Source organism: Streptomyces sp. NPDC054834, assembly GCF_053611185.1.
In genome coordinates this window covers 265,981-290,086 of record NZ_JBSGZV010000004.1, presented here as the reverse complement: position 1 = coordinate 290,086, position 24,106 = coordinate 265,981, and the positions used below count along the sequence as shown (strand labels likewise).

At 70.2% G+C, this 24,106-nt stretch carries 26 protein-coding genes and 1 pseudogene; 13 read left to right on the top strand and 14 right to left on the bottom strand.

Annotated features, from left to right (window positions below):
- Nucleotides 1–275: 275 nt before the first annotated feature.
- From ACWGJM_RS08575 to ACWGJM_RS08555, 5 genes are all read right to left on the bottom strand, one after another.
- Nucleotides 276–1,295 (bottom strand): hypothetical protein, encoded by a 1,020-nt coding sequence (locus ACWGJM_RS08575; protein ID WP_453410898.1) that lies wholly within the window; start codon nucleotides 1,293–1,295, stop codon nucleotides 276–278.
- On the bottom strand, nucleotides 1,295–1,957 hold the full coding sequence (locus ACWGJM_RS08570; RefSeq protein ID WP_453410897.1) for an RNA polymerase sigma factor: 663 nt from the start codon (nucleotides 1,955–1,957) through the stop codon (nucleotides 1,295–1,297). Before ACWGJM_RS08570 ends, ACWGJM_RS08575 begins: the two co-directional genes overlap by 1 nt.
- A 298-nt stretch (nucleotides 1,958–2,255) precedes the next feature.
- Nucleotides 2,256–2,954 (bottom strand): hypothetical protein, encoded by a 699-nt coding sequence (locus ACWGJM_RS08565; protein WP_453410896.1) that lies wholly within the window; start codon nucleotides 2,952–2,954, stop codon nucleotides 2,256–2,258.
- 41 nt (nucleotides 2,955–2,995) lie between these two features.
- Nucleotides 2,996–3,658, bottom strand: coding sequence for an RNA polymerase sigma factor (locus ACWGJM_RS08560; RefSeq protein ID WP_453410895.1), 663 nt, complete (start codon nucleotides 3,656–3,658; stop codon nucleotides 2,996–2,998).
- Between the two features lie 63 nt (nucleotides 3,659–3,721).
- Nucleotides 3,722–4,120: a hypothetical protein gene (locus tag ACWGJM_RS08555; protein ID WP_453410894.1), complete on the bottom strand. Its 399-nt coding sequence runs from the start codon at nucleotides 4,118–4,120 to the stop codon at nucleotides 3,722–3,724.
- Between the two features lie 189 nt (nucleotides 4,121–4,309).
- Between ACWGJM_RS08555 and ACWGJM_RS08550 the strand changes: the two genes are divergently transcribed.
- On the top strand, nucleotides 4,310–4,798 hold the full coding sequence (locus tag ACWGJM_RS08550) for a DUF1877 family protein (protein ID WP_453410893.1): 489 nt from the start codon (nucleotides 4,310–4,312) through the stop codon (nucleotides 4,796–4,798).
- Between the two features lie 166 nt (nucleotides 4,799–4,964).
- On the opposite strand, the gene ACWGJM_RS08545 is transcribed toward ACWGJM_RS08550, so the two are convergent.
- The 3 genes from ACWGJM_RS08545 to ACWGJM_RS08535 form a co-directional block, all read right to left on the bottom strand.
- Entirely contained in the window at nucleotides 4,965–5,519 is a 555-nt protein-coding gene (locus tag ACWGJM_RS08545; protein WP_453410892.1) for a hypothetical protein, read from the bottom strand.
- Nucleotides 5,520–5,595: 76 nt separating this feature from the next.
- Nucleotides 5,596–6,372: a DUF4328 domain-containing protein gene (locus ACWGJM_RS08540; RefSeq protein ID WP_453410891.1), complete on the bottom strand. Its 777-nt coding sequence runs from the start codon at nucleotides 6,370–6,372 to the stop codon at nucleotides 5,596–5,598.
- A 117-nt stretch (nucleotides 6,373–6,489) separates the two neighbouring features.
- A complete protein-coding gene (locus ACWGJM_RS08535; protein ID WP_453410890.1) occupies nucleotides 6,490–8,133 on the bottom strand; it encodes a beta-N-acetylhexosaminidase in 1,644 nt (547 codons plus the stop codon).
- A 154-nt stretch (nucleotides 8,134–8,287) separates the two neighbouring features.
- On the opposite strand from ACWGJM_RS08535, the gene ACWGJM_RS08530 reads away from it, so the two are divergent.
- The 5 genes from ACWGJM_RS08530 to ACWGJM_RS08510 all read left to right on the top strand — a co-directional run bounded on the left by ACWGJM_RS08530 (nucleotide 8,288) and on the right by ACWGJM_RS08510 (nucleotide 12,497).
- Nucleotides 8,288–8,905, top strand: coding sequence for a 2-oxo-4-hydroxy-4-carboxy-5-ureidoimidazoline decarboxylase (locus tag ACWGJM_RS08530; RefSeq protein WP_453410889.1), 618 nt, complete (start codon nucleotides 8,288–8,290; stop codon nucleotides 8,903–8,905).
- Nucleotides 8,906–9,087: 182 nt separating this feature from the next.
- Nucleotides 9,088–9,468, top strand: coding sequence for a succinate dehydrogenase, cytochrome b556 subunit (gene sdhC, locus ACWGJM_RS08525; RefSeq protein WP_453410888.1), 381 nt, complete (start codon nucleotides 9,088–9,090; stop codon nucleotides 9,466–9,468).
- Nucleotides 9,469–9,473: 5 nt separating this feature from the next.
- Nucleotides 9,474–9,956: a succinate dehydrogenase hydrophobic membrane anchor subunit gene (locus tag ACWGJM_RS08520; RefSeq protein WP_453410887.1), complete on the top strand. Its 483-nt coding sequence runs from the start codon at nucleotides 9,474–9,476 to the stop codon at nucleotides 9,954–9,956.
- A 19-nt stretch (nucleotides 9,957–9,975) separates the two neighbouring features.
- Entirely contained in the window at nucleotides 9,976–11,730 is a 1,755-nt protein-coding gene (gene sdhA, locus ACWGJM_RS08515) for a succinate dehydrogenase flavoprotein subunit (protein WP_453410886.1), read from the top strand.
- A complete protein-coding gene (locus ACWGJM_RS08510) occupies nucleotides 11,730–12,497 on the top strand; it encodes a succinate dehydrogenase iron-sulfur subunit (protein ID WP_361448312.1) in 768 nt (255 codons plus the stop codon). The genes sdhA and ACWGJM_RS08510 overlap by 1 nt, the downstream gene beginning before the upstream one ends.
- Before the next feature lie 55 nt (nucleotides 12,498–12,552).
- Here ACWGJM_RS08510 and ACWGJM_RS08505 read toward each other — a convergent pair whose 3' ends face one another.
- The 6 genes from ACWGJM_RS08505 to ACWGJM_RS08480 form a co-directional block, all read right to left on the bottom strand.
- A complete protein-coding gene (locus ACWGJM_RS08505; RefSeq protein WP_453410885.1) occupies nucleotides 12,553–12,984 on the bottom strand; it encodes a hypothetical protein in 432 nt (143 codons plus the stop codon).
- Nucleotides 12,981–13,502 carry a type II toxin-antitoxin system VapC family toxin gene (locus ACWGJM_RS08500; protein WP_453410884.1) on the bottom strand — a complete coding sequence of 174 codons (522 nt, stop codon included), beginning with the start codon at nucleotides 13,500–13,502 and terminating at the stop codon, nucleotides 12,981–12,983. Before ACWGJM_RS08500 ends, ACWGJM_RS08505 begins: the two co-directional genes overlap by 4 nt.
- Nucleotides 13,450–13,614, bottom strand: a complete 165-nt coding sequence (locus ACWGJM_RS08495; protein ID WP_453410963.1) for a hypothetical protein — start codon at nucleotides 13,612–13,614, stop codon at nucleotides 13,450–13,452. Before ACWGJM_RS08495 ends, ACWGJM_RS08500 begins: the two co-directional genes overlap by 53 nt.
- Before the next feature lie 341 nt (nucleotides 13,615–13,955).
- Entirely contained in the window at nucleotides 13,956–14,702 is a 747-nt protein-coding gene (locus ACWGJM_RS08490; protein ID WP_453410883.1) for a barstar family protein, read from the bottom strand.
- A 549-nt stretch (nucleotides 14,703–15,251) separates the two neighbouring features.
- Nucleotides 15,252–15,722: an NUDIX domain-containing protein gene (locus ACWGJM_RS08485; protein WP_280857990.1), complete on the bottom strand. Its 471-nt coding sequence runs from the start codon at nucleotides 15,720–15,722 to the stop codon at nucleotides 15,252–15,254.
- A gap of 2 nt (nucleotides 15,723–15,724) precedes the next feature.
- Complete coding sequence (locus ACWGJM_RS08480) at nucleotides 15,725–16,444, bottom strand: XRE family transcriptional regulator (protein WP_453410955.1); 720 nt, start codon at nucleotides 16,442–16,444, stop codon at nucleotides 15,725–15,727.
- A 282-nt stretch (nucleotides 16,445–16,726) separates the two neighbouring features.
- Here ACWGJM_RS08480 and ACWGJM_RS08475 point away from each other — a divergent pair, with 282 nt between their 5' ends.
- From ACWGJM_RS08475 to ACWGJM_RS08445, 7 genes and pseudogenes are all read left to right on the top strand, one after another.
- On the top strand, nucleotides 16,727–16,969 hold the full coding sequence (locus ACWGJM_RS08475) for a hypothetical protein (protein ID WP_453410882.1): 243 nt from the start codon (nucleotides 16,727–16,729) through the stop codon (nucleotides 16,967–16,969).
- Nucleotides 16,957–17,202: a DUF7848 domain-containing protein gene (locus ACWGJM_RS08470; RefSeq protein ID WP_109886519.1), complete on the top strand. Its 246-nt coding sequence runs from the start codon at nucleotides 16,957–16,959 to the stop codon at nucleotides 17,200–17,202. The genes ACWGJM_RS08475 and ACWGJM_RS08470 overlap by 13 nt, the downstream gene beginning before the upstream one ends.
- A gap of 663 nt (nucleotides 17,203–17,865) precedes the next feature.
- A pseudogene (locus ACWGJM_RS08465) lies at nucleotides 17,866–19,146 on the top strand (IS481 family transposase); the annotation flags it as partial.
- A 1,026-nt stretch (nucleotides 19,147–20,172) separates the two neighbouring features.
- A complete protein-coding gene (locus ACWGJM_RS08460) occupies nucleotides 20,173–20,871 on the top strand; it encodes a DUF2637 domain-containing protein (protein WP_453410881.1) in 699 nt (232 codons plus the stop codon).
- Nucleotides 20,872–21,021: 150 nt separating this feature from the next.
- Complete coding sequence (locus ACWGJM_RS08455; protein WP_453410880.1) at nucleotides 21,022–22,467, top strand: replication initiator; 1,446 nt, start codon at nucleotides 21,022–21,024, stop codon at nucleotides 22,465–22,467.
- The gene (locus tag ACWGJM_RS08450) at nucleotides 22,467–22,691 is read left to right on the top strand and encodes a helix-turn-helix domain-containing protein (RefSeq protein ID WP_453410879.1); all 225 of its coding nucleotides are present in this window, start codon (nucleotides 22,467–22,469) and stop codon (nucleotides 22,689–22,691) included. Before ACWGJM_RS08455 ends, ACWGJM_RS08450 begins: the two co-directional genes overlap by 1 nt.
- The gene (locus ACWGJM_RS08445) at nucleotides 22,691–23,971 is read left to right on the top strand and encodes a tyrosine-type recombinase/integrase (protein ID WP_453410878.1); all 1,281 of its coding nucleotides are present in this window, start codon (nucleotides 22,691–22,693) and stop codon (nucleotides 23,969–23,971) included. The genes ACWGJM_RS08450 and ACWGJM_RS08445 overlap by 1 nt, the downstream gene beginning before the upstream one ends.
- The last annotated feature ends 135 nt before the right edge of the window (nucleotides 23,972–24,106 follow it).

Genomic DNA, 24,106 nt, shown 5'->3' with positions numbered 1-24,106 from the left:
TGGGTGCGCGCGGGTGCGCCCCGCCAACATGGGGGTGTTTGGGGGGGGGGCGCGGTGGGGGGGGGTGGGGGGGGGGGGGGGGGGCCGGGGGGCCCGGGGCCCCCCCCGCGCCAGGTGCACGAGCCGTAGGTACGGGGGGAACCCCGGCTCAGTGCGACGGCCGATGACCAGTCGGCTCACTCTGTACTGCGTACCCGGGGCCGAAAACGTTACGCGCTACCCCAAAAAAGTTTCCCGGCCTGCGAAAGCGCAGGTCACAGCCGTGCGCCGGGCGGTCAGAGCGCGGTGTACGTCAGGCTCGGCGACGGGGACGACGGGAGCGACGGGGCCTGCGTGTGCTGCGGCGACAGCGGGGCGAAGGCCCTGGGGGAAGGCGTGACGAAGCCTCCGTGACGGTGGTGGTCGTCACCGCCGCCCTGGCCGCCGTTGCCGTCCTGCCCGCCCTTGCCGCTCTGGCCGTCCTTGCCGTGCCCGCCCTCGTCACCGGTCGCGTTGCCGGACGACTCCAGGACGCCCTCGCAGTACTTCCACACGCGCGTGGAGCCGCCCGCCACCCCTTCCAGGGCGCGCTTGCGGGCGGGGGCGAGTTCCTTGCCGGCCCGGATGTCGCGGCAGGCCGAGCGCGAGCCGCTCCACCAGGTGCCGGTGCCGTGGGAGGTGCCGGACGAGCCGGTGGCACCGCCCCCTGCCTGGTTCTCCCGGCTCGCACCGGGCGAGGCCCCGGGGGTGCCGCTCGCGCCGCCGCTCGGGGGCAGCAGACCGGACGTACCGCCCGGGGTGCCGTCCGGGGAGGGCGAGGCGAGCGGGCGCTCGGAGGGCCCGGCGCCCGAGGCCGAGGCGGCGGGCCCGGGGGTGTCGTCGCGGAACGGCGTCGGCAGCACCCCGCTGCCGGCGGCCACGGCGACCCCGCCGAGCGTGCCCACGGCCAGCGCGGCGGTGAGCGCCAGGCGCACCGGGCGGGCCCAGGCGGGACGGCGTACGGCGCGGGGCCGGCCGCCGATGCGGATCAGCCCGGCGTCGGCGGGTCGGTCGGGCGCGCCGGCCGCGTGACCGGCGCCGGCCTGCGCGGCGGCGTCCTCGCGGGCCTCGCGCGCCTTCCGGAACGCGGCCAGCGCCGCTTCCTCGCCGGGGAGTTCGGTGTCGGCCACGGTGGCGTCGGCGGACAGGGCGCCGAGGGTCTCGGCGAGCCGTTCGGCCTGGTCACGGGCGGAGGAGTCGACGGCTTCGAGCGACTCGCCGCGCAGTAGACGTTCTGCCTGCCTGCGGTTCAGCCACCTGTACTGCTCGTCGGCCATCACATGTCCTTCTGCGTCCGCGGACGCGTATGCGTCACAGTGGCGGACGTCACCGCGCGACGGCGCGGTTCTCGCTGGGGCGGCAGCGCGTCGAGCCTGCCCGCCGATTCCGGATCCTCGCCGAGCAGCTCCGCGAGCCGCTTCAGGCCACGGTGCGCGGCGGTGCGTACAGCGCCCGCGCGCTTGCCGAGCGTCTCGGCCGCGCTCTTGGCGTCGAGGCCGACGACCACGCGCAGCACGACCGCCTCGGCCTGGTCCTGCGGGAGGCGCGCGATGAGGGAAAGGGTGCTGTCGGTGGCCAGGGCCTCGATGGCCTCGCCCGCGGTGTCGGACTCGGCGGCCCGGCCGGTCAGCTCGGTCTCGTCGCCGCCGATCGCGGGGCGGCGGCCGCGCATCCGTATGTGGTCCAGCGCGCGGTTGCGGGCGATACGGGCCGCCCAGCCGCGGAAGCGGTCCGCGTCCCCGCTGAAACGCTCCAGGTCACGGGCTATCTGTAGCCAGGCCTCGGATGCGACGTCCTCGGCATCCGGGTCGCCGACCAGCGTCCGTACGTACCCGAGCAACCGCGGATGCACCGCGCGGTAGACCGTACGGAACGCGGTCTCGTTCCCGGCCTGTGCCGCACGTACCGCGGCGGTCAGCTCCGCGTCGTCCCCCAGCACCTGGTTCCTCGGTAGATGGTCGCGGCCTCGAGGCCGCCGATCGTTGCAGTGATCATGCATTCGCGCTCGACGCGAAAGGCACGTTACGGCCTGAAACCGCTCCTCGTCCATGTCCGTCCAAGATGCAACTAACTCGTGACGCGGTGGACCGTGGCTGGGTGTGACAGAAAACGCACTCATGGCGCTGTACCAAATACGGGCCGCCGCGCGGTCCGTGCCGCGCGACGGCCGGGGCCTCTCCTGTGGGGGGTGGCGGCCCCGGCCGTTGCCTTGGCGGCGAACGGCGCGGGGCGCGCCGTCACTTCTTCGCCTTGGCCTTGCCGCCCGATCGGCCGGTCTTTTCCGTGCTCTTGCCCGTGCCGGGCTTCTTCGCCGCCTCGGTCGCCCTCTTGGCCCCGGGGGTCTTGCCGTCGCCCGTGGCCGCCGCGATCCGCCCGGCGCAGTAGGAGGCGACGTTCGCCTTCCCGCCCGCCGCCGCGACCAGCCGCTGCCAGGCCGTCGCCTCCAGCGCCTTGCCGTGGTCCGCGACCTGCTCGTAGGCACGGCAGTGGGCCAGGGTGTCCTTGGCGGTGGCAGGTCGCTCCGGCGAGGCCGGTCCGGACGGCGGAGAGGCGGGCGCGGGGGACTGTGTCCGCCCGGCGGTCCGGTCCGGTGCCCCGGCCGACGCGCCCGGGCGGGGCCGGCCGCCGGGTGCCTCGCCGGAGGACCCGGCCGCGCCGATGGCGGCGACCGCCACTCCGCCCAGGGTCAGGCCGGCCAGCAGCATCAGCACCGTCGCCCGCGCCGAACGCAGCACATGCCTCCGCTCGCGGGGCCGCCAGTCGTCCCGGCGCCGGGTCCGCGCCCGCAGCGCCCCGGCGTCCCGCGCACCCCGGAAGGCTTCCGCGGCACGCCGCTCGGCCTCCGCGTCGACGCCGTGCGGGCGCAGCGCGGCGCCGAGCAGTTCCTCGACGTGCCGTCGGGGGGATGGGCCGCCTCCGTCGTGGCGTTCACCCATGTGCGCGTCCATTCCTGTGCGGCGGGGGCCGCCGTCTCCGGTCACTTCGACTCCCCCAGCGTGCCGGGTCCGCCGTCCGTCACACCTTCCGCCGCTTCCGCCACACCCAGCAGCCCCGAAAGCCGCTTCAGCCCGCGGTAGGCGGCCGTCCGCACCGCGCCGGGGCGTTTGCCGAGGACCCGGGCGGCGGCGGGGCCGTCGAGCCCGACGACCACGCGCAGCAGTACGGCCTCGGCCTGGTCGCGCGGCAGCCGGCGGAGCAGGGCCAGCGCGTCCGCGGTGGAGATGGACTCCAGGGCCTGCTCATGGGTGCTGTGCCGGCCGGGGAGTTCCAGTACGTCCTGCTCCAGGGCCGTCGCCCGGGGCCGGGCCCGCCGGCGGCGCAGATGGTCCAGGGCGCGGTGCCGGGCGATCGTCGCGCTCCAGCCGCGGAACCCCGCCCCGTCGCCCTTGAACCGGCCCAGGTCACGGGCGATCTCCAGCCAGGCGTCGGAGGCCACGTCCTCGGCCTCGTCGCCGACCAGGCCGCGCAGATAGCCGAGCAGGCCGGGCTGCACCAGCCGGTACACCACCGCGAAGGCCGCCTCGTCGCCCTCCTGGGCCCGCGCGACGGCCTCGCCCAGTTCCCCGTCGTACGCCTGCACGCGGCCGGTGTCCCCTCCCTGGCCAAGAACCGTTTCCTCAGTGCGGTGCCTCAAGGTCATCAGCGCCGGAGCCCAGGGAAGTGTCACAGCGCCGGCCGTCGCGGTACGCCGCAGCCGGTGCTCTCAGTGCCGCTGTGCCGTCCCGGCGATCGCGTCCCGGCACAGCAGCCGCAGCGACCCGTGTCCGCCGAAGCAGCGGCGGGCCTCGTCGACGGGGTCCCAGAGGCGCCCGTCGGGCGTGCGGATCCAGTGTTCGCCGCCGGACGCCCACCACTCGGCGCCGGTCTGCCGGACGATCACCTCACCGGCGTACGCCCCGAAGCCGCGCAGTTCGTCCCGCACCGCCTCGGGAGGGGTGCCCTCGCGCCGTATCTCCTCGATCATCCGGTCGACGCGCCACAGGCTCTGCGCCGAGTAGTCGAGCCGCACCCGCGCGCCCTCGCGCATGGTCGCCACCACGTCCGCCGCCCACCGCACGGGCTTGGCCGCGGCATGCGGCCTGGTCTGCTGCTGTGCTGTCACGTACTGGGTAGTCACATAGGGAAGAGCGGGTCCGGCGGGCCTTCCGTCACGCCGATCCGGGCCGATTCCGCAATCGGCGCAACACCGACCCGGCTCCGCCGCAGGACTGTCACAGGACCTGCCCGGGCCGGCGGGTTTGGGCCGGGAGTGATGTTCGGCGCCTCCCGTGCGCTCCTGATCATGATGACTATGTGCTTCCATCTCCGCGCGGTGCCGCCCGGGGAGTTACGAGACGACGTGCGCTCCCTGGAGCGGCTGTTCGAGGACGACTGGGAGACCGTCCGGGAGCGGATCGGTCTGCGCCGGGAGGAGGTGCTGGACCAGCGCTACCTGGACCACGAGCTGATGTACGCCGGCTCGCCCCCGGACCTCGCGGAGGAGGACCCGCGCGCCCAGGTGGTCCTGGGCGGCCGCGCGGTGTTCCACTCGGCGCTCGGGCTGCCCCCGTTCCTGCTGCTGACCGCGGCCCAGACCGCCGCCGTCGCCGCCTACCTCGCCTCGGTCGACTTCGCGGACCTGTGGCACGGGTCCCGCGACGAACTGCTCCCCCGCTACGGCGGCCCCGCCACCGAGCCGCAGACCCGCGGCGCCTTCGAGGCGGCGCACCGCGACCTCACGGAGTTCTACGCCCACGCCTCCGCGTGCGGCGCGGCGGTGGTGAAGTGGGTGGTGCTCTGAGCCGCCGGGCGGCCGGGACCGCGCAGCGCGCCCGGCGCCCGCGGTGCGGCTGGTGTCGCAGGGTCTGTGCCCGGTGCGGCGAGTGGGGGTGCTTGCCACGTCCTTGAGGCAGTGGGGGAACGTGCCGGGCGTCGCCGGGCAGCCCGGGGACTTTCGGAACAGGCCCCTAGCCGCGCCCCCGTGCTCGCCGGGACACCACGGCGCGCAGCACTCGGCGGCCCTCGGTGGTCGTCTCCAGGGCGCCGCGGAGGCCGGCCGGGCCGTGGGCGGCGAGGAGTTCCAGGATGGTGAGCTGGCGGCGGAGCTCGGCGGCGACCAGGGGTGGCATGCCCTCCGTGCTGCCCTCGCGCCGGGAGTCGACGGAGGAGGCGTCGGCGGCGGGGTCGAGGAGCCGGTGGATCTGGAGGGAGGCCACGGAGCAGGCGTCGGCCCAGGCCCGTGCCCCGGCACCGGCGCACTCGGCGGGTGCGGCGTCGAGCATCCGGCGGGCCAGGCCCGCGGCCTCGTCCTCGACCGCCTCGCCCGGGCCGGCGGAGCCGAGCACGGCGCGCACCCGCTTGAGGCCCTCCGCCCAGTCGCCGGTGTCCGCGAGGCTCCCCCACAACGGCCGCAGGACCTCGTCGTCGCCGCCCAGCAGGGGCACGCACCGATCCAAACAAGCCAGCCCGCTGGCAGCCAGCCCGCGTTCGTCGGCCTGAGCGATCAGTTCCACCAGGCTCACGGAAGCCTCCCTCGCCAGGGCGCCGACCTTTACGGAGCCCGCACTTCCCCTTACTGCGTGCGATGGCCCGGGAGTGTCACAGGGGCATGGTTTCGGCCAGCGGAGCCGGTCCGCCGAGCGCCTTCCGCCGCTGCATGCCGGTCAGCCGCAGCACGACGAGGATGGCGAGCGCGGCGGCCGCGATGTCGACGGCGTCGGAGAACAGCATCAGCCGGGCGGCGTCGTGGAGCTCCTGCGCGCCGTCGGCCCGGCGGTACGCACTGAACGAGGCCCGGTCGGCGAGGAGCGAGATGATCCACAGCGTCCACCAGGCGTTGACCGGCGCGTGCGAGCGGGGCGCGCCCCAGGGGCTGCTGGCGTCCCAGATGTCGAGGGCGATCCGGCGCGGCATCCAGAAGTTCACCACCGGGGTGAACCACGCGCCGATCGCCCAGCCGCGCTTCCTGCTGTGCCCGAAGGGATGGAACACCTCGGCGTTGACCCGGACCCGGTGGAACCAGCACAGGTAGACGACGATGCTGGTCAGCAGCGCGCTCGACTGGGCGATTCCGGAGGCGTTGTAGAGGGCGTCGGCGTGGTCGGCGCGCCGGGCGACGGCCGTGCCGTAGGCGCCGTCCACGAGGTCGCCCGAGACGTCGAACTGGAGGAGGTCGGCATGGATCGCGAACAGGTCGGTGGCGATGACGAGCCCGAGCACCGCCGCCGCGGCCCGGCCGAGCCCGACCGGCGAGCGCAGCCAGGCGGTGGGCGCCCCGGCGAACGGCGGGGCGGTCGGCTCCGGCGTGCCGGCGCAGCGGGCGCACAGGGTGCCGCCGGGCGCGGCGGCGAAGTGGTGGCAGCGTGAGCAGATCACGGTGGGTCCCCCGAGGTGTGGTCGAGACGCCGGGCGCGAATCTCCCCTGAGGCACCCGTGCGGCATGCGGAAGATACGGTTCGCCGATGCCGCGCGTCCACCGGGATGCGGCTGCGCTCAGCCCAGGCGATCCGCCAGCTTGCGGAACTCCGCCCAGGAAAGCGCCGGTTTGCCCGGGTCCCACAGCTTCTGCACGGTCGCCCGAAGCGGCATCCGGATGCCCGCGGCGACCTGCGCCTCCGTCTGGGCGTTCGGGAAGTCGCTCCACACCGCGAAGGACCCGCCGAGGATCTGCCCGTCGTAGCGCGAAGGGACGGCGGTCGTGCCGCGCAGCACCCTCGGGTTCCACTGCTCGTAGATCCGCTGCCCCGTCGGGTAGACGAAGGTCTGCGGCTCCCCGAGGACGTAGTACAGGAACTCGTCGTTGTAGTTGAGGACCTTGCGCCCCGCGCTCAGGTACTCCACCGGCTGCCGGGCGCCGATCTCCTTGCCGGTCCAGTACGCGACCTGGAGGTCCTTCGCGGGCTGCACGGACGCCCCCCGGAAGAACCCGTCGTTCCACACCCGCATCGTGCGGTCGTGGGCGCGGACGGTGCCGGCGCGGTCGTTGAGCCAGCCGGTGGCGAGGTCGGAGACGGTTCCGCCGGCGCCGTAGGCCTTCCGCGCGGCGGCGGCCAGCTGCGGGTAGGAGGCCTGCGGGTCGGCGACGGTCAGGGCCTGGTACTCGTCACCGCCGAGGTGCCACGCGGAGCCCGGGAACAGCCCGGCGTACTCGTCGAGCAGGTCGTCCACGATCGCCGCGGCACTGTTCTTGGAGATGTCGACCGCCCCGCGCGTGGGGACCCCCTGTGCGTTGCGCAGCTGTAGATCGGGGTGGGCGGCGATGACGGCACCGAGGTGTCCGGGCGAGTCGATCTCGGGGACGACCGTGATGTGCCGACTGCCCGCGAGGTCCACGATCCGCTTGACCTGGGCCTTGGTCAGATGGTCCTTGGAGACGATCTCCGGGTGGGTCGTGGACTCGATCCGGAAGCCCTGGTCGTCGGAGAAGTGCAGCCCCAGCTCGTTGTACTTCAGATCGCCGAGCTCCTTGACGCGGTCCTCGATCCAGGAGGCGGAGTAGGGCTTGCGGGCGATGTCCAGGCTGAACCCGCGCCGCGGCTTGGCGGGCTGGTCGCGCACGACACCCTCGGGGGCCGTACCGCCGCCGTGGGCCTCCTGCTTGAGGGTGCGCGTGCCGTAGAACACGCCCGCGTCGGCGGGCCCGCTTATGTTCACGCGGCCGCCGCGCACGGTCATGGAGTACGACTCCGGGTTCGCGCCCTCGTCGTCGTTCAGCGCCAGCCGTACGTCCCCGGCGCGCACGTCGTCCCGCTCACCGGCGTACGACAGGCCCAGTTCACCTGCGATCAGCTTGCCCTCGTCGGCCAGGTCGGCGTCGCTCACCACCACGCGCTCGCCGTGCGCCGGGCGCCAGCCGGGTCCGCGGGCGGGGGTGTGGGAGCGTACGGCGGGGATCGTGCGGGGCGCCTGGGACAGCGGGTAGGAGCGGCTGGGCGTCGGGCTCGGCTTCGGCGACGCGGAGGTGGCCCCGGCGTCCGCGGACCGCTGTGCGCTCCCGCCGGGTTCGCCACCGCCGTCCGCCGAGGCCCAGAACCCGACTCCCACGCCGAGCCCGACCGTGCCGACGAAGGCGGCGACGACCACTGCCCGCCTCCGCCTCACCTGTTGCGCCGGCGCCCGGCGCCTGTGCTGGCTCACGTCCCCAACCTACGGCCCGGTCGCCGACTGTCCGTCACCCACACGCTCCGAAACTCTCCCGTCCGAGTGAAATTCGGGCATCCCTCGGACACAGCGTGACCATTCTCGATAACGTGACGACACACCCTTCACAAGATCCCCAGCTACACCACATGTGACGCGAGGACCCACGCTGCCTGCGCACCCGTACCCCTCCGGGCGAGTGACCATACCGGCACTCCCCGGGCAGACCCGCACCCCGCCGTCCGCCGCCACAGTCGAGGGGTTCAACACCACGCCCACCGACGAGGCCCACGCCACCCTCCTGACCTGCCTGCACAGCCTCCGCTGGGCCCACCGCATCGCGGACCACCGCCCCTACCCGGACCTGGACTCCCTCCTGGCCGCGGCGGACGAGGCGGCATACGACCTGTCCCCGACCGACCTCACGGAAGCCCTGGCGGCGGAGTCCCTGCCGACCCTGCCCGAGGACACCTACTCGGCCGCCCACACCGCCCTGAGCGCGGCCCACGCGGCCTACGAGGCCCGCTTCGGACATGTGTTCGTCATCTATCTGGGTGACGCCGCACCGGCGGAAACCCTCGACCGCATCCTCGAGGGCATCCGATCACGATTGGCAAACGATCCGGACGAGGAACGCGTGGTGGCGGCAGAGGAACTCCGGCGCCTTGCGAGAGGGCGTCTGGTGAGTGCCCTCAGGAGCGCGAGGAACCGCGCGACAAGCCCAAACGGCGCCGTACCCGGCAACGCAGCGGTACCCCCACCCCAGTAGCCGTCCCTAAATAGCCCGTCCGTGCACCTTTAGATGCCAGTTTGATCACACCGCCAACCCCCCGCTAAGCCCAGCGGCAGCGTCTCGCTACGATGCTGGGGGCCGGTGGACCGTACCCGGCCGGGCCCGACCGACAACCGAAGCCGGCGCGGCCCTAATCCCCGCTCCCGGAGGGTTCTTCCGTGCCGGCTGGAACGCTGTACCGCGGCCGGGAAGGAATGTGGTCCTGGGTGGCTCACCGAGTCACCGGCGTCCTCATCTTCTTCTTCCTGTTCGTTCACGTACTCGACACCGCTCTCGTGCGTGTCTCCCCCGAGGACTACGACAAGGTCGTAGCCACGTACAAGACGCCGATCGTCGCGCTGCTGGAGTACGGCCTCGTCGCCGCCATCCTCTTCCACGCGCTCAACGGCCTGCGCGTCATCGCCGTCGACTTCTGGTCGAAGGGCCCGCGCTACCAGAAGCAGATGCTGTGGACCGTCGTCGGCGTCTGGGTCGTCCTGATGGCCGGCGCGATCTATCCGCTCCTCGGCCACGCCGCTCGAGTCCTGTTCGGGAGCTGAGGCGCATGTCCACCACTGAAAAGACCCCTTCCGGGATCGGCCCCGTCGAGGGCGGCTCGCTCTACAACGTCGACAACCCGGCCCCCTTCATCGAGGCCCCGCGCAAGCGCACCAAGAAGACCCCCAGGTCCACCCGGGGCAACTTCGAACTGGCCGCCTGGCTGTTCATGCGCCTGTCCGGCGTCGTGCTGGTCGTCCTGGTCATCGGCCACCTGCTGATCCAGCTCGTCCTGGACGGCGGCGTCTCCAAGATCGGCTTCGCCTTCGTGGCGGGCCGCTGGGCGTCCCCGTTCTGGCAGGTCTGGGACCTGCTGATGCTGTGGCTCGCGATGCTCCACGGCGCAAACGGCCTGCGCACGATCATCAACGACTACGCGGAGCGCGCGAACACCCGGCTGTGGCTGAAGGGCCTGCTCTACACGGCCACGGTGTTCACCGTCCTGCTGGGCACGCTGGTGATCTTCACCTTCGACCCGAACATCCGCTAGGCACGGGGCTGCGAGAATCATGAAGATCCACAAGTACGACACCGTCATCGTCGGCGCCGGTGGCGCCGGTATGCGCGCCGCCATCGAGTCGACGAAGCGCAGCCGCACCGCCGTGCTGACCAAGCTGTACCCCACCCGCTCCCACACGGGCGCCGCGCAGGGCGGCATGGCCGCCGCGCTGGCCAACGTGGAGGAGGACAACTGGGAGTGGCACACCTTCGACACGGTCAAGGGCGGTGACTACCTGGTCGACCAGGACGCCGCCGAGATCCTGGCGAAGGAGGCCATCGACTCCGTCCTCGACCTGGAGAAGATGGGCCTGCCGTTCAACCGCACCCCGAACGGCACGATCGACCAGCGCCGCTTCGGCGGTCACAGCCGCAACCACGGCGAGGCCCCGGTCCGCCGGTCCTGCTACGCGGCCGACCGCACCGGCCACATGATCCTCCAGACGCTGTACCAGAACTGCGTCAAGGAGGGCGTGGAGTTCTTCAACGAGTTCTACGTCCTGGACCAGCTGATCACCGAGGTCGACGGCGTCAAGAAGTCGGCGGGTGTGGTCGCGTACGAGCTCGCGACCGGCGAGATCCACGTCTTCCAGGCGAAGGCCGTGATCTACGCGTCCGGCGGCTGCGGCAAGTTCTTCAAGGTGACGTCGAACGCCCACACGCTGACCGGTGACGGCCAGGCGGCCGTGTACCGGCGCGGGCTGCCGCTGGAGGACATGGAGTTCTTCCAGTTCCACCCGACCGGCATCTGGCGCATGGGCATCCTGCTGACGGAGGGCGCCCGCGGTGAGGGCGGCATCCTCCGCAACAAGGACGGCGAGCGCTTCATGGAGAAGTACGCGCCGGTCATGAAGGACCTCGCGTCCCGCGACGTCGTCTCCCGCTCCATCTACACGGAGATCCGCGAGGGCCGCGGCTGCGGTCCCGAGGGCGACCACGTCTACCTGGACCTCACGCACCTCCCGCCGGAGCAGCTGGACGCCAAGCTGCCCGACATCACCGAGTTCGCGCGCACCTACCTGGGCATCGAGCCGTACACGGACCCGATCCCGATCCAGCCCACCGCGCACTACGCGATGGGCGGCATCCCGACGAACGTCGAGGGTGAGGTCCTGTCGGACAACACCACGGTCGTCCCGGGGCTGTACGCGGCCGGCGAGGTCGCCTGCGTCTCGGTGCACGGCGCCAACCGTCTGGGCACGAACTCTCTGCTGGACATCAACGTGTTCGGCAAGCGGGCCGGTATCTCGGCGGCGGAGTACAGCCAGAAGGCCGACTTCGTCGAGCTGCCGGAGAACCCGGAGACCCTCGTCGTCGAGCAGATCGAGCGCCTGCGCACCTCCACGGGCAACGAGCGCGTCGCGGTCCTGCGTCGCGAGCTCCAGGAGACCATGGACGCCAACGTCATGGTGTTCCGCACCGAGCAGACGATCAAGACGGCGGTCGAGAAGATCGCCGAGCTGCGCGAGCGCTACAAGAACGTGGCGATCCAGGACAAGGGCAAGCGGTTCAACACCGACCTGCTGGAGGCCATCGAGCTGGGCAACCTGCTGGACCTGGCCGAGGTCATGGCCGTGTCCGCCCTGGCCCGCAAGGAGTCGCGCGGCGGTCACTACCGCGAGGACTACCCCAACCGCGACGACGTCAACTTCATGCGCCACACCATGGCGTACCGCGAGGTGGGCGACGACGGCACCGAGACCGTGCGCCTGGACTACAAGCCGGTCGTCCAGACCCGCTACCAGCCGATGGAGCGTAAGTACTGATGGCAACCCCCGTTATGGACAAGGCCGAGGCGGACGCGCAGTCGGCGGCGTCCCCCTACATCACGGTCACCTTCCGGGTCCGCCGCTTCAACCCGGAGGTCTCGGCCGAGGCGACCTGGGAAGACTTCCAGCTGGAGATCGACCCGAAGGAGCGCGTCCTCGACGGTCTCCACAAGATCAAGTGGGACGTCGACGGCACGCTGACCTTCCGCCGCTCCTGCGCCCACGGCATCTGCGGCTCCGACGCCATGCGGATCAACGGCAAGAACCGCCTGGCGTGCAAGACGCTGATCAAGGACATCAACCCCGAGAAGCCGATCACGGTCGAGCCCATAAAGGGCCTCACGGTCCTGAAGGACCTGGTCGTGGACATGGAGCCGTTCTTCCAGGCGTACCGGGACGTCATGCCCTTCCTCATCACGAAGGACACGAACGAGCCCACGCGTGAGCGCCTCCAGTCGGCCGAGGACCGCGAGCGCTTCGACGACACGACGAAGTGCATCCTCTGCGCCGCCTGCACGTCCTCCTGCCCGGTCTTCTGGAACGACGGCCAGTACTTCGGCCCGGCCGCCATCGTCAACGCGCACCGCTTCATCTTCGACTCGCGCGACGAGGCCGCCGAGCAGCGCCTGGAGATCCTCAACGACCGCGACGGCGTCTGGCGCTGCCGCACGACCTTCAACTGCACGGACGCCTGCCCGCGCGGCATCGAGGTCACGAAGGCGATCGCGGAGGTCAAGCGAGCGCTGATCACTCGCCGTTACTGAGGCCTGCCCTCGCCGAAGGCCCCGCTCACCGGTCACTCGCCGGGAGGCGGGGCCTTCAGCCTTCCCAGACCTGCACCATGCACAGCCCATCGCGGGCGGCGAGGACGTGGACGTCCCGCAAGTCGGTCAGGCACACCGCCAGATCCTCCAGGTAGCCGTCGGGAATGCCGCCGCGGATGATCCAGGCGAGGACTTCCGGGGCCCGGCTCATGATCTCCTGGACGTCGACCCCGGAGAGGAAGTCCGCGACCCGCACCACTTCGTCGGCCGTCAGACAGAAGCAGACGGTCCCGGCATCGTCGTCACCGAGGAAGTCGCCGCCGAAGATCTCCCGTTCCGCCAGCAGTGCCTCGATGATGTCCCCCTCCTTGCCGACCTCGCAGACCGGAGCGGAGGGGGCCGCCTCGATCGCATGGAAGCGTGCGACCACATGGGCGAAGCCGGCGTCGATCTCCCACTGCGGCAGCGGAAACAGGAACAAGTTCATCTTCGGCTGCCTTCCACACAGGACCCGACCTCACACCACAGCAGCTTCCCGGCCGCCGTCAGGGCAGGAGGGCGAGTGCCGGAGTGTGCTTGGGGCGGACGACGCTGAAGTGGCGGCGGGTCGAGGGTCGCCAGGCGTTCCACTCCGAAGCGCTCGGCTACGGCGATCACCGATGCGTCGACTCCGCCAAGAGGGAAGTCCGCGTGCTGCAGGACCAACTCGCCCATGCGCTCCAGGTCAGCCGGGGTGAGGTGCACCAACTCGAAGGCGCCCCGGGCAACTTCACCGAGAAAGGCGGCTTCCAGCTTGGGCCAGCGCTCCAGCAGCCGGCACACCTCGGTAAGTACCGGGCTGGGCAGCAGACGGCGGCCGGTCATCGAGACCAGAAGGGATGCGCACTCCGCGTGGCGGCGGTCACCGGCATTCAGAGCCGCGGCAAGCGGACCGGTGTCGAAACGATCGCGTTCACGCCTGGTCGCCGAAACGCCGGCGCATCCGCTCCCGGATGTAATCGTCATGCCGCTCAGCCAGATCCTCCGGCCCGTTGACCGAGCCGATCAACGCCAGCAGCCGGTCCGGGACCGGCCGCTCCTCGTCCGGACGCGGGGGGGAGTGCCTCGGCGGCGACACGCGACAGTTCCTCGTCCTGGGTGACGAGCAGGCGCAAGCGACGTACCTGGGTCGGCGTGAGTCGGTCCACCAGGTGGTGCATGTCCTCGTAGTCGAATGCTGCGGTCACCCCCCACGTCCGACTCCGCCTCCAGCGAGAGGCCATCGACACCCTCAGCACTGCGCTCGGCAGCCCGGAGATCACCGAGACGGCCAACGGGGACGGCGATGAACCGCCACCCTGCGCGGCCCTCGTCTGCTGACGTTGCCGTCAACTACTGTCGTCATCCCACACAGACGCCTCGCCAGGCCCCGCCCGACGGGGCGTCAAATTTGCTTGCACACATTCACACCAATCAAAGTCAACAAATAGTGACATCGATGTTAAATTCGCGCATAACCCCCATAATCGAGTCCAGAAAGACACGATCCAGCGAGTCTTGGGACACCTGGAAATTTCGCCAAACAATCTTCATCAGGGACCTCTCTCCCAGACTCGATGAAATGCAGTCTGCCAGGGCGTCAAGATTTGATCCAAAGTACCCCCCAGGGCCATTGACCGCCTCGCCCAATGCACAGAAGAATCCCGACTTCGTGGCGATGTGGGCGCCGTCCAAATATGCGAATTCATCAACTCCATAGCGGGCGGCCCTGCGATTCGAGGTAAACCAAGCGTTCTGGACAACATGCAGCCAGGCGCTGTGGTGACTCACCGGCCATTGAAGCCATTCGCCCTTCTCCACCGCGACGCCCGATGCCCAGCGCCGCCAGATTTTTGCAGCTCCGGGATATTCACAACGATTACCAAAGAACCGGTATGAGACGCTCGAAACTTTACCGTCTGGCGATTCCACGCTCGTATCACCGAGCACGGCCCGACCAATGAAATACTCGCCAACCTTCTCCAGTCGCCGATTCACAATCTGCAATACTGCGTCTTCAGTTGTTCGCCTATCCTTGTCGACCTGATGAGCCCTCAGGAATACAACTTCCGGCGACTCCTCTTGCGGGTCGACGAAAAATCCCGCCACCTCTTCGGCTGCTACGAGCACATCTCCAGACTCTTCATCGACCACCACGTACATCGGGAAATCCGCCTCAAGCATCATGAACAACAGTCACATCTGACCCCAAACCGGAGCTGGCGCGACGGCACCGGAGTGTCGCCGCGCCAGGTTAACCAATAAGGCTGCTATTTCCACCCCGAGTCAGGGAAGTGGGGCGCACTGAAGCGTTGGATCTTCTGATAGTGCGTGGATGTCCAACCGTACACCTTGACACCGTTCGGCAACTCCTTTTCCAGGATTCTGTCAGTTTCTGGCCTGCCGGGTACCCGATACTCCTTGGCCCCAGCCCACCATGGATGTTCATGCCCTGAATAGGTGTTGTGCGAAGGAATCTCTCCTGCCTTCACACGATCATAGGCCGAAGCGATCTTGTTATTCATCCCCCTGGGCAGGGGATCCGACAGCTTCCCATTAGGGCAGTTGCTGTTGTGAACCAGGACCGGCGTCTCGCCCGCCAGCACATAGTACGTGTGCTACGCGAAGCCTTCGACCTGCTTTTTCGCAGGTCAAGTGCGGTTTGCTGGTCCGGTGACGTGCGCGGGCGTCCGTGGTTGTGCGGGGTTGTTGCCGTCGCTACTGCCGTCAGACGGTTCAGCCCAGGTACGGCTTCTCGCGCTGTTCCAGGAAGTGCTGGAGCCTGAGTCGTTGGGTGTGGTGCATCGACAACTCCTCGATCTCTTCCGGCGGTACAAACCGGAGTTCGGTGGACTCGTCGGAGATTGCCAGTTGGCCGCCGGTGATGCGGGCGGTGAAGCAGACGTTGAACTGGCGGCGGACCTCGCCGTCGGTGTAGGCGATGATGTGTTTCGGGTCGGTGTAGGTGCCAACCAGGCCAGTGATCTCGACGTCGAGGCCGGTCTCTTCCTTGACTTCACGGACGGCCGTGCCTGGCAGGGAATCGGTGAGGTCCATTCCTCCGCCGGGCAGGGCCCACAGGTCGTTGTCGCGGCGGCGCTGGAGGAGGATGCGCCCGTGGTCGTCGGTGACGACGGCGGACGCGGCGACGACCATGCTGTTCGGCTTGGGCGCGTTCGGCTCGTCGTAGTACTCGGTGCGGGCCACGGTCAGCCTTCCTCTCGTACGGGGGTTGCCGTCGTCCACACCGCGTCGAAGCTCTCGGCGTAGGTGTCGAACATGCCGCCTGTCTCGTGTCGGCGAAGATGCCATACGGGGGCGGCGTACGCGTTGACGCCCCAGGCATGGGCGTTGACGAGTTGCTGGTCGTCGGCGCGGTAGAGGGAGTTGTAGAGCGTGGTTCCGTGGGAGCGGACCTCGATGCCGGGGGTGCCGGCGAGCGGCCTGTAGTGCATGAGTGCGAGGCGGCAGCGGGATTCGATGCCGTGGCCGAACCGCTCCTCCTGGCCGCGGGCTTGGACGTTGTCGCTGTCGGGGTCCCCGATCGCGATGCGGACGGTGCAGCCTTCGGCGGCGCGTTCGGTGAGGAGTTCGTTCAGCCGCGGGTACGCCTCGTGGAGGAAGACGGCCGCGTATACGAGGATGTCGATCCGTTCCCGGGCCTGGGCCATCAGGTCGGTGAACGTCGAAACGGGGAGGTCGGCCCGCTGCTCGTAGAGCGCCACCAGTTCAGGGCTGATGGCGCGGGCGGGGCGGGCCTGGCGGAGCGCCGGCCAGAGTGCGTGCACGTCTTCTCCCAGGGCCTTGGCCGCCTGTAGGGCGGTGGCACGGCGTGGGATACGCCCGAGGTTCACCCAGCGCTCGACCGACTTGGGGTCGACCTCAACCTGCTGAGCGAGTGCGGCGTACGTCCAGCCTCCCGCCGCCATGACGGCTCGTAGTCTCTCGTTCGGCACGAGTCTCCCCCTTCGTCTCAGGACGGCACCAGGGACGTTCTACACGGTGCGGGACGTCCCGGAGTGGGGTTTGGTGGAGGTTCCTTCGTCCCGGTGACCGGCGTGAGGATCGGTGCCGACCCTGCGGCACCAACAGGCCCAGGGGCCCGCATCAACGCCGCCGAGGAGCGTCAACGTGCGAATGAGCGCCACCCCATGTGTTCCCGCCCTGCGACTGGACGCCCGGTCGCGCGCCGCCTCGCCGGGGTGGTCACGATGACGGTCCCCACGCCTGATGCCGACGGGCACACCGCCTCGCCCGATGCCGGCGCCCTGGTGGTCGACCGACGAAACGGCAAGGTGGGCGTGGTGATGGGGCATGTAGGACCGTACGTGCAGCTTCGGCCGCCGCGCGGTGGCCGGGAGTGGGACGTGCCGCCCGGGGACGTACGTATGCCGACTCCGACGGAGGAGCTGAGCGCGAAGGTGGCCGTGGCCAACCGGAGGTGGGGACGGTGACCCCTCGCTCGGTCCTGCGCTACGAGACCTGGACGCTCCAGCCCGACCGCGAGCCGGACGCGGAGCCAGTCCTGTACGCGATGCAATGCGCCGTGGACGGAGAGACCTCACCGACGAGCGAGGACTTCGCCGAACCGCAGGAGTGGGTGCTGCGGCACTGCGGTCAGAACCCGTCCCACCACACCTACCGGGAGATCATCACCCGCCCCTGGCGGACCTGGCGCCAGACGTGATCCGCCTCGCTCGCCCAGGCGCCGCACCGCGCTGACCACCCGACTCCCGTCCCTGCCGGGCGCAGCCGATCGAGGCTCCCCCGCACTCGTCAGCCCCGGCAGGGACGGGCCCTCACGTGCGTGCCGTGCCCATGGGGGTTCTGGCCTCAGCCACAGAAAGTCAGCCACGACGGTGGGCGCGCCAACCGACCACCCGCCACGTGTGTCTCGCTCAACCCCGCACCGGCATCAGCCCCGTTATCTCCATCGTCACGGCCCCCAGCCAGGCGGCAAGCATGGCCGTCCGGGACGGCGCGAGCCCGCCGGGCGGCCTCTCAGGTGCCCGGCCAGCCTGCTGCTGAGCGGTCGGACCGGGGCTTCCGATTGGTGGTCCGGCTTACGCTCCCGGGCTCTGTGCGCCGAGTGGTCGGCGGCCGTCGCCAGCGGGGCGGCAGACAGGAGCGGGCGGCGGTCACCGACCGCCGGCGCGCGGCGGCCCGCGTCAGCGGGACGCCCTTGATCAAGTAAAGAAACTCTGAACAGCTCGCCTTCGGTGCCTCTTGTCCGGTCCCGGGTGATGCTTGACAGTTCGGTCCCAGTTGATGGTTGACAGTGGCCGTGATCGGCTTTTCTGTGCGCGTCGTTGCGGTGCGTGGCAGGAGGCCGGGATTGGCGCTGGTGGAGTTGTCGGTTGTCGAGCAGAGATACCGGGCTGTTCTGGCCGTGCTGGCGGGTGCGACCGTGACCGAGGTCGCGGCTTCGCTGGGAGTGTCACGGCAGACGGTGAGTGGGTGGAAGTCCCGGTATCAGGCCTCCGGCCTGGCGGGTTTGGCGGACCGTTCGCGCAGGCCGGCGTCGTGTCCGCATCAGGCCTCTGCCGAGGTCGAGGCGGCGGTGTGTGAGTTGCGGCGCAAGCATCCTCGCTGGGGTCCGCGGCGGATCGCTCATGTGCTGGAGCGGTCCGGGGTGGTGAGTCCGGTGCCGTCGCGGATGACGGTGTATCGGATCCTGGTCCGTCACGGGCTGGTGGAGCCGGGGGTGCGGCGCCGTAAGCGGTCGGATTACAAGCGCTGGCAGCGGGACCGGCCGATGCAGCTGTGGCAGATGGACATCGTCGGCGGTGTGATGCTGGTCAACCCCGTGACGGGTGAGTTGTCCGAGGTCAAGGTTGTGACCGGGGTGGATGACCATTCCCGGTACTGCGTGATCGCGTCGGTGGTCGAGCGGGCGACCGGGAGGGCGGTCTGCGCGGCCTTCGTCCGGGCTTTGCAGGCGTTCGGGGTGCCGGAAGAGGTGCTGACCGACAACGGCAAGCAGTTCACCGACCGGTTCGGGCAGGGCGGTGAGGTGTTGTTCGACCGGATCTGCCGGGAGAACGGGATCGCGCACCGGCTGACCCAGCCGGCGTCGCCGACCACGACGGGCAAGGTCGAGCGGTTCCATCAGACGCTGCGGCGCGAACTCCTGGATGACTGCGGAGCGTTCGAGAGCATCGAGGCGGCTCAGGCGGCGCTGGATGAGTGGGTTGAGGAGTACAACTCCTCGCGTCCGCATCAGGCGCTGGACATGCAGTCTCCGGGAGACCGGTTCACGCCGGTTGCTGAGCAGGAGCGGGACGTACTGGGCCTGAGGGTGCCCGGAGTGCTCGCGCTGGTGCCGCAGCAGCGGACACCTCCAGCGGACCCGGAGCCGGATCCGGCCGAAGTCTCGCCCGTGCCGGCCAGCCTGCCTGAGCTGGCCCCGGCAGTGGTTCAGCTGGAGCCCGGTGGGCCGGTGGAGTTCGAGCGGGTGGTGCCTGCGAGTGGGAATCTGCAGGTCGCGGGCAAGCAGTTCTGGCTCGGTCCGGCCCGCTCAGGCCTGACGGTGACCTTCTGGGCCGACACCTCGATGATCCATCTGCTGATCGCCGGGGCGCGGATCAAGAGTGTGCGGTCGCACTTGTCGGTGGCGGATCTGGGGCGGCTGGCCGCCCAGGGCGGACGTGTGGCTGGACCGGCACCGCTGCCGGCCGGCGACGGGGTGGCGTTCGAGGTGGACCGGGTGGTGAACAACAGCGGCCTGGTGGGCCTGGGCGGGCACCAGGTTCTGGCAGCGGAGATCCTCGGAGGCCGCCAGGTGGGTATCCGCATCGACGCCGAGACGCTGTCGTTCTTCGATCCGTCCTCGCGGGAACTGCTGCGGGTGCGGTCGAACCCGCTGACCGGCGAGGAAGTCCGCAGGCTGCGGGGCCTGCGTCCGGCCGGACCGCCGCCGCGTCCGGGTATCGAGCCTGTGCGGGTGCAGCGGCGGGTCAGCGCGGTGGGCACGGTCATGGTCTGCCGCCAGGTCCTCTCCCTCGGCCGCCCGTACGCAGGCCAGACCGTGACCGTGCACGTCTCGGACACGATGATCAGGCACGTCGGCCCCTCACCGCAGTGGCCGCTCACGGTCCTGATCATCGATGAAGCGCACACGTTCTTCCGCGAGTACAGGGGCAGCGACGCCGAGACGAAACGTTTGGGCGCGCTGACGGCGGAGAACGCCCGGCTGGTGGAGGACCTGGTCAAGAAGGGTCGCAGCGTCGGCATCCTGGTGATCCTGATCAGCCAGAAGACCACCGGTGACGCTCTGCCGACCTTCATTCGCGACGTGTGCCCCATCGGGCTGTCCTTCGCGCAGAAGACAGTGGAAGCCGCGGTGGCCGCGCTGGGCGACGACATCCGCAACTGGCCCGACGCCAGCCCGGTCACCTTGCAGGACCCCGCCTACGTCGGCGTCGCGGTGATGGCGATGCAGGGCCGGCTACACCCGCATCCGCACCCCCTACGTCTCCGACGCCGACGCGGCCCGCATCGCCGAGGGCACCTCTGATCTGACCGCCGATCCCGCCCTGTGCCTGGATGCTCTCCTCGCCTCGACCAGCCGCACGATCCTCGATGACGAGCCGGACGACGCCATTGCATCGCTCGCCAAGTAGCCCCAAAAGCCCATTCCAGGAAGGAGGTTGAGCATATGGCGGAGGAACGATTCACCCGACGCACCGTGACCGTGGTCATGGCGGTCATCGCGGTCCTGGCCTTCGTCTTCTCCTTCGGCAACGTCTGGGCGCTCGCCCTGCGGCTCGGCGTTCCCCGCCCGATCGCGCCGTTGATCGCTCCCATGGTGGACCTGTCAGTCGTCGGGCTCCTGGTCACCCTGCGGTTCCTCGCCCTGCGCGGCGTCCCCAAGAGTGAGCTGAAGGCCGGTACCCGGCTGCTGCACCTGTGCGGCCTGCTGACCCTCGCCCTGAACACTGCCGAACCGCTGCTGAGCGGACGCTACGGCCGGGCCTGCCTGGACACCGTCGCCCCGCTCCTGCTCCTGGGCTGGGGCCACGTCGGCCCCGCTTTCCTCGCCCAGTTCCACACCCTCACCCGCCCCACCCCGCACCTGAAGGCCGCCACCCCCATCTCTGAACCGGTGCCCGACGACGCACCCGTACCCGGTCCCCCGACGCCCGCCCCGGCTCCGGCCGCCGATCTGCCTGTCGCCGTCGCCAATACGACTCGGCCCGCCTCCGGCCCGGCCCTGCCAGCCGCCCTGATCGACTCAGCCCGGCGCATCGCAGACACCCACCGCGCCGAGCACGGAACGCCCATCACCGCCGCCCACCTGGGCACGCGCATGGGCGTCGCCCTGCCGGTGGCCACCGCCGCACTCGCTCAGCTCTGAGCCCCGGCCGTCCCCAGGCAAATCCCCCTCTCTGAACCCACGCCCGCTAACGGGTCTGGTTCGCCATGCGCCGAGCAGCACCAACACGCCTACAGATCCGGCTGGTTGCTGCTCGGGGCCACCCACCCGAACAGAAGGGACACGCCCCGAATGGTCACTCTGGACCTGCACCACGTGGCAAGCCCCGCCGTGCGGGACCTGCTCCACCTCGTCAACCACCCCGACTTCGACCGCGCACAGCAGCAGATCGAGCGCCTCGGCGGCTGCGCCGAACCCGTACGTCTGATCGGCCGCACCGCCACCGTCGACACCGCAACAGGTGAGGTGCTGCGCTCCTACACCACATCCGAGGAACCCACGGGCAGTCTGCTCACCACGTGCGGCAACCGCCGCGCCTCGCGCTGCCCGGCCTGCTCCAGCATCTACGCCGCAGACACCTACCACCTCATCCGCGCCGGCCTCTCCGGCGGCAAGACCGTGCCCGACACCGTCCGCACCCACCCCCGCGTCTTCGCCACCCTCACCCCGCCGTCCTTCGGCCCCGTCCACAACCGCCCCACCACCCCCGGCGGTGGTATCCGGCGTTGCCGCTGCCGCAAGCTCCACGAACCTACGGACGCTCTGCTCGGGACGCCGCTGAATCCGGCGACGTACGACTACGAGGGCGCGGTTCTGTTCAACGCCCACGCCTCCGCCCTGTGGGCCCGCTTCACCACCTACCTGCGCCGCGAGATCGCCGCCAGCCTCGGCATGACCCAGAAGGCCGCCCACGCGGTCCTGCGGGTGTCTTTCGCGAAGGTCGCCGAGTACCAGCAGCGCGGCCTGGTCCACTTCCACGCCGTCATCCGACTCGACGGCCCCGACGGCAACACCACGTCCCCGCCGCCGTACGCCACCGTCGCTGTACTCACCAAGGCCGCCCGCGCCGCCGCCGCACGGGGCCGCGTCACGGTCGAGTCGGATGCGGTCGGGGAACGCGAACTCACCTGGGGCGAACAGTTCGACGTGCGCGAGATCGCCTCCTTCGGCACCGACACCGAACTCACCGACCAGGCCGTGGCCGCCTACGTGGCGAAGTACGCCACCAAGTCCGCCGACGCCTCCAGCACCCTCGATCACACCCTCCTCTGCCGCCCCTGCCAGGGACGCGGCGCCACCCTCCTGCCCCACGGCACCCCGCTCCCCTGCACCGCCTGCGACGGGACCGGACAGGCCCGCCCGCTGAACCGGCTCCCCGTCGCCCGGCACGTCCGGCAGATGATCCGCACCTGCTGGGAGCTGGGAGAGCTGCCGGAGTTCGCCCACCTCAAGCTCCGGAAGTGGGCCCACATGCTCGGCTTCCGGGGCCACTTCTCCACCAAGTCCCGCAGCTACTCCACCACCCTGGGCGCGCTGCGCGACGCCCGCCGCTCCTGGCGCACCGAACAGGCCCGCGCCCACGCCGACCTGCCCGACCTCGACCCGACCACCACTCTCATCGTCGGCCACTGGGACTACCTCGGCTCGGGCTACAGCCCCGGCGGCGCACTCCTCGCAGCCCACATCTGGCACCGCAAGGAACTGGAACGGCAGTTCGCGGCCGAAGGGGGCTGTTGATGACCTCGCCCCCGCTCGCTGTCCTCCACGCGGAGTCGGCACCGGCTCTGGATCTGCTCACGGTGCCCCAGGTGATGGCCCGCCTCCAGCTCAGTCGCTCCGCCGTCTATGACCTGCTCCGCTCCGGCCAGCTCGCCTCGATCACCCTCGGCCGCGCCCGCCGCATCCCCACCCACGCCCTCACCGACTTCATCCGCACCCGCCTGGAACAGGAAGCCGCCTGATGACCACAGCCCGCCCCGCTCCGTCCCGCCGCTCCCGCACCCGTGCGAACGGCGGCGGGACCGTCTATCAGCGCAAGGACGGCCGTTGGGAGGCCGCCGGATACGTCCTCGCCCCCGGCAACACCCGCAGGCGCGTCCGGGTCTACGGCGCTACCCGTAAAGACGCGATAACCAAGCTCACCGAGAAGATCGCCGCCAGCAACCGCGGCCTTCCCATCGCCGCAGCCGACAGCACCGTGAGCGCCTACCTCGCGTACTGGCTGGACGACGTCGCCGTTCACCACCTGCGGGAGAACACCCACACCCGCTACGCCGCCTCCATCCGCCTCCACCTCAATCCCGGCCTCGGCGTCAAGAAGCTCGCCCGGCTCACCACCCGCGACGTCCGCACTTTCCTCGACGGACTCCGCACCACCTGCCAGTGCTGCGCCCAGGAGCGGGACTCCGTTCGGCGGTCCTGCTGCGCCATCGGTCAGTGCTGCGGAAAGCGGCTCTCGCCGCTGACCGTGACGTACGTCCACGCCGTGCTCAAGTCCGCGCTGGAACACGCCGTCCGCGAGGATGAGCTTCCGCGCAACGTCGCCCGGAACGTCAAGACGACCACACCCCGCCCCAGGCGCTTCCAGCCCCTCACCGCCGCCGAAGCCCGGCAACTCCTCCGGGCTGCCAACGGCGACCGGCTTCACCCCCTGTACGAACTCGCCCTGCGCACCGGACTCCGCAAAGGCGAACTCCTCGGCCTCCACTGGGAAGACCTCGACCTCGACGGCGGCACCGCCACCATCCACCGCTCCCTCCAACGCACCCGCAGCCAGGGCCTGACCGTCCTGAACACCAAAACCCTGGCCTCCGAACGGCGCATCGCCCTCCCCACCGAATGCGTCAACTCCCTCAAGATCCACCAGGAACAGCAACAGGAAGAGCGCCAGGCGGCCGGAACGGGCTGGACAGACAACGGCCTCGTCTTCACCACCAGGAAAGGCAGGCCGCTCGACCCCACCAACCTCACCCGCCGCTTCCACCGCCTCCTCCACAGCGCAGGGCTCCGGACGATCCGCTTCCACGACCTCCGACACTCGACCGCCACCCTGCTCCTGGAGCAAGGCGTCGATCTCGTCGTCATCAAGGAACTCCTCGGCCACGCCCACATCGGCGTCACCGCCGGCGTCTACGCACACGTACGCCTCCGCCTCCAGCGCCAGGCCATCGACACCCTCGGGGGCATCCTCAGCCAGACCGACGCCCCGGACGACCCGCCCACCGCAGCCGTCGTCCGCTGACGTTGCCGTCACAAGACGCCAGGCCCCGCCGGAGATCATTCCGGCGGGGCCTGTTTGATCTATTTTCCCGAGCAATGTAAATGCTCAACTATTAGGCGTCCCGCAACAGGCGCGTACCGAACCCCTTGACTCGGT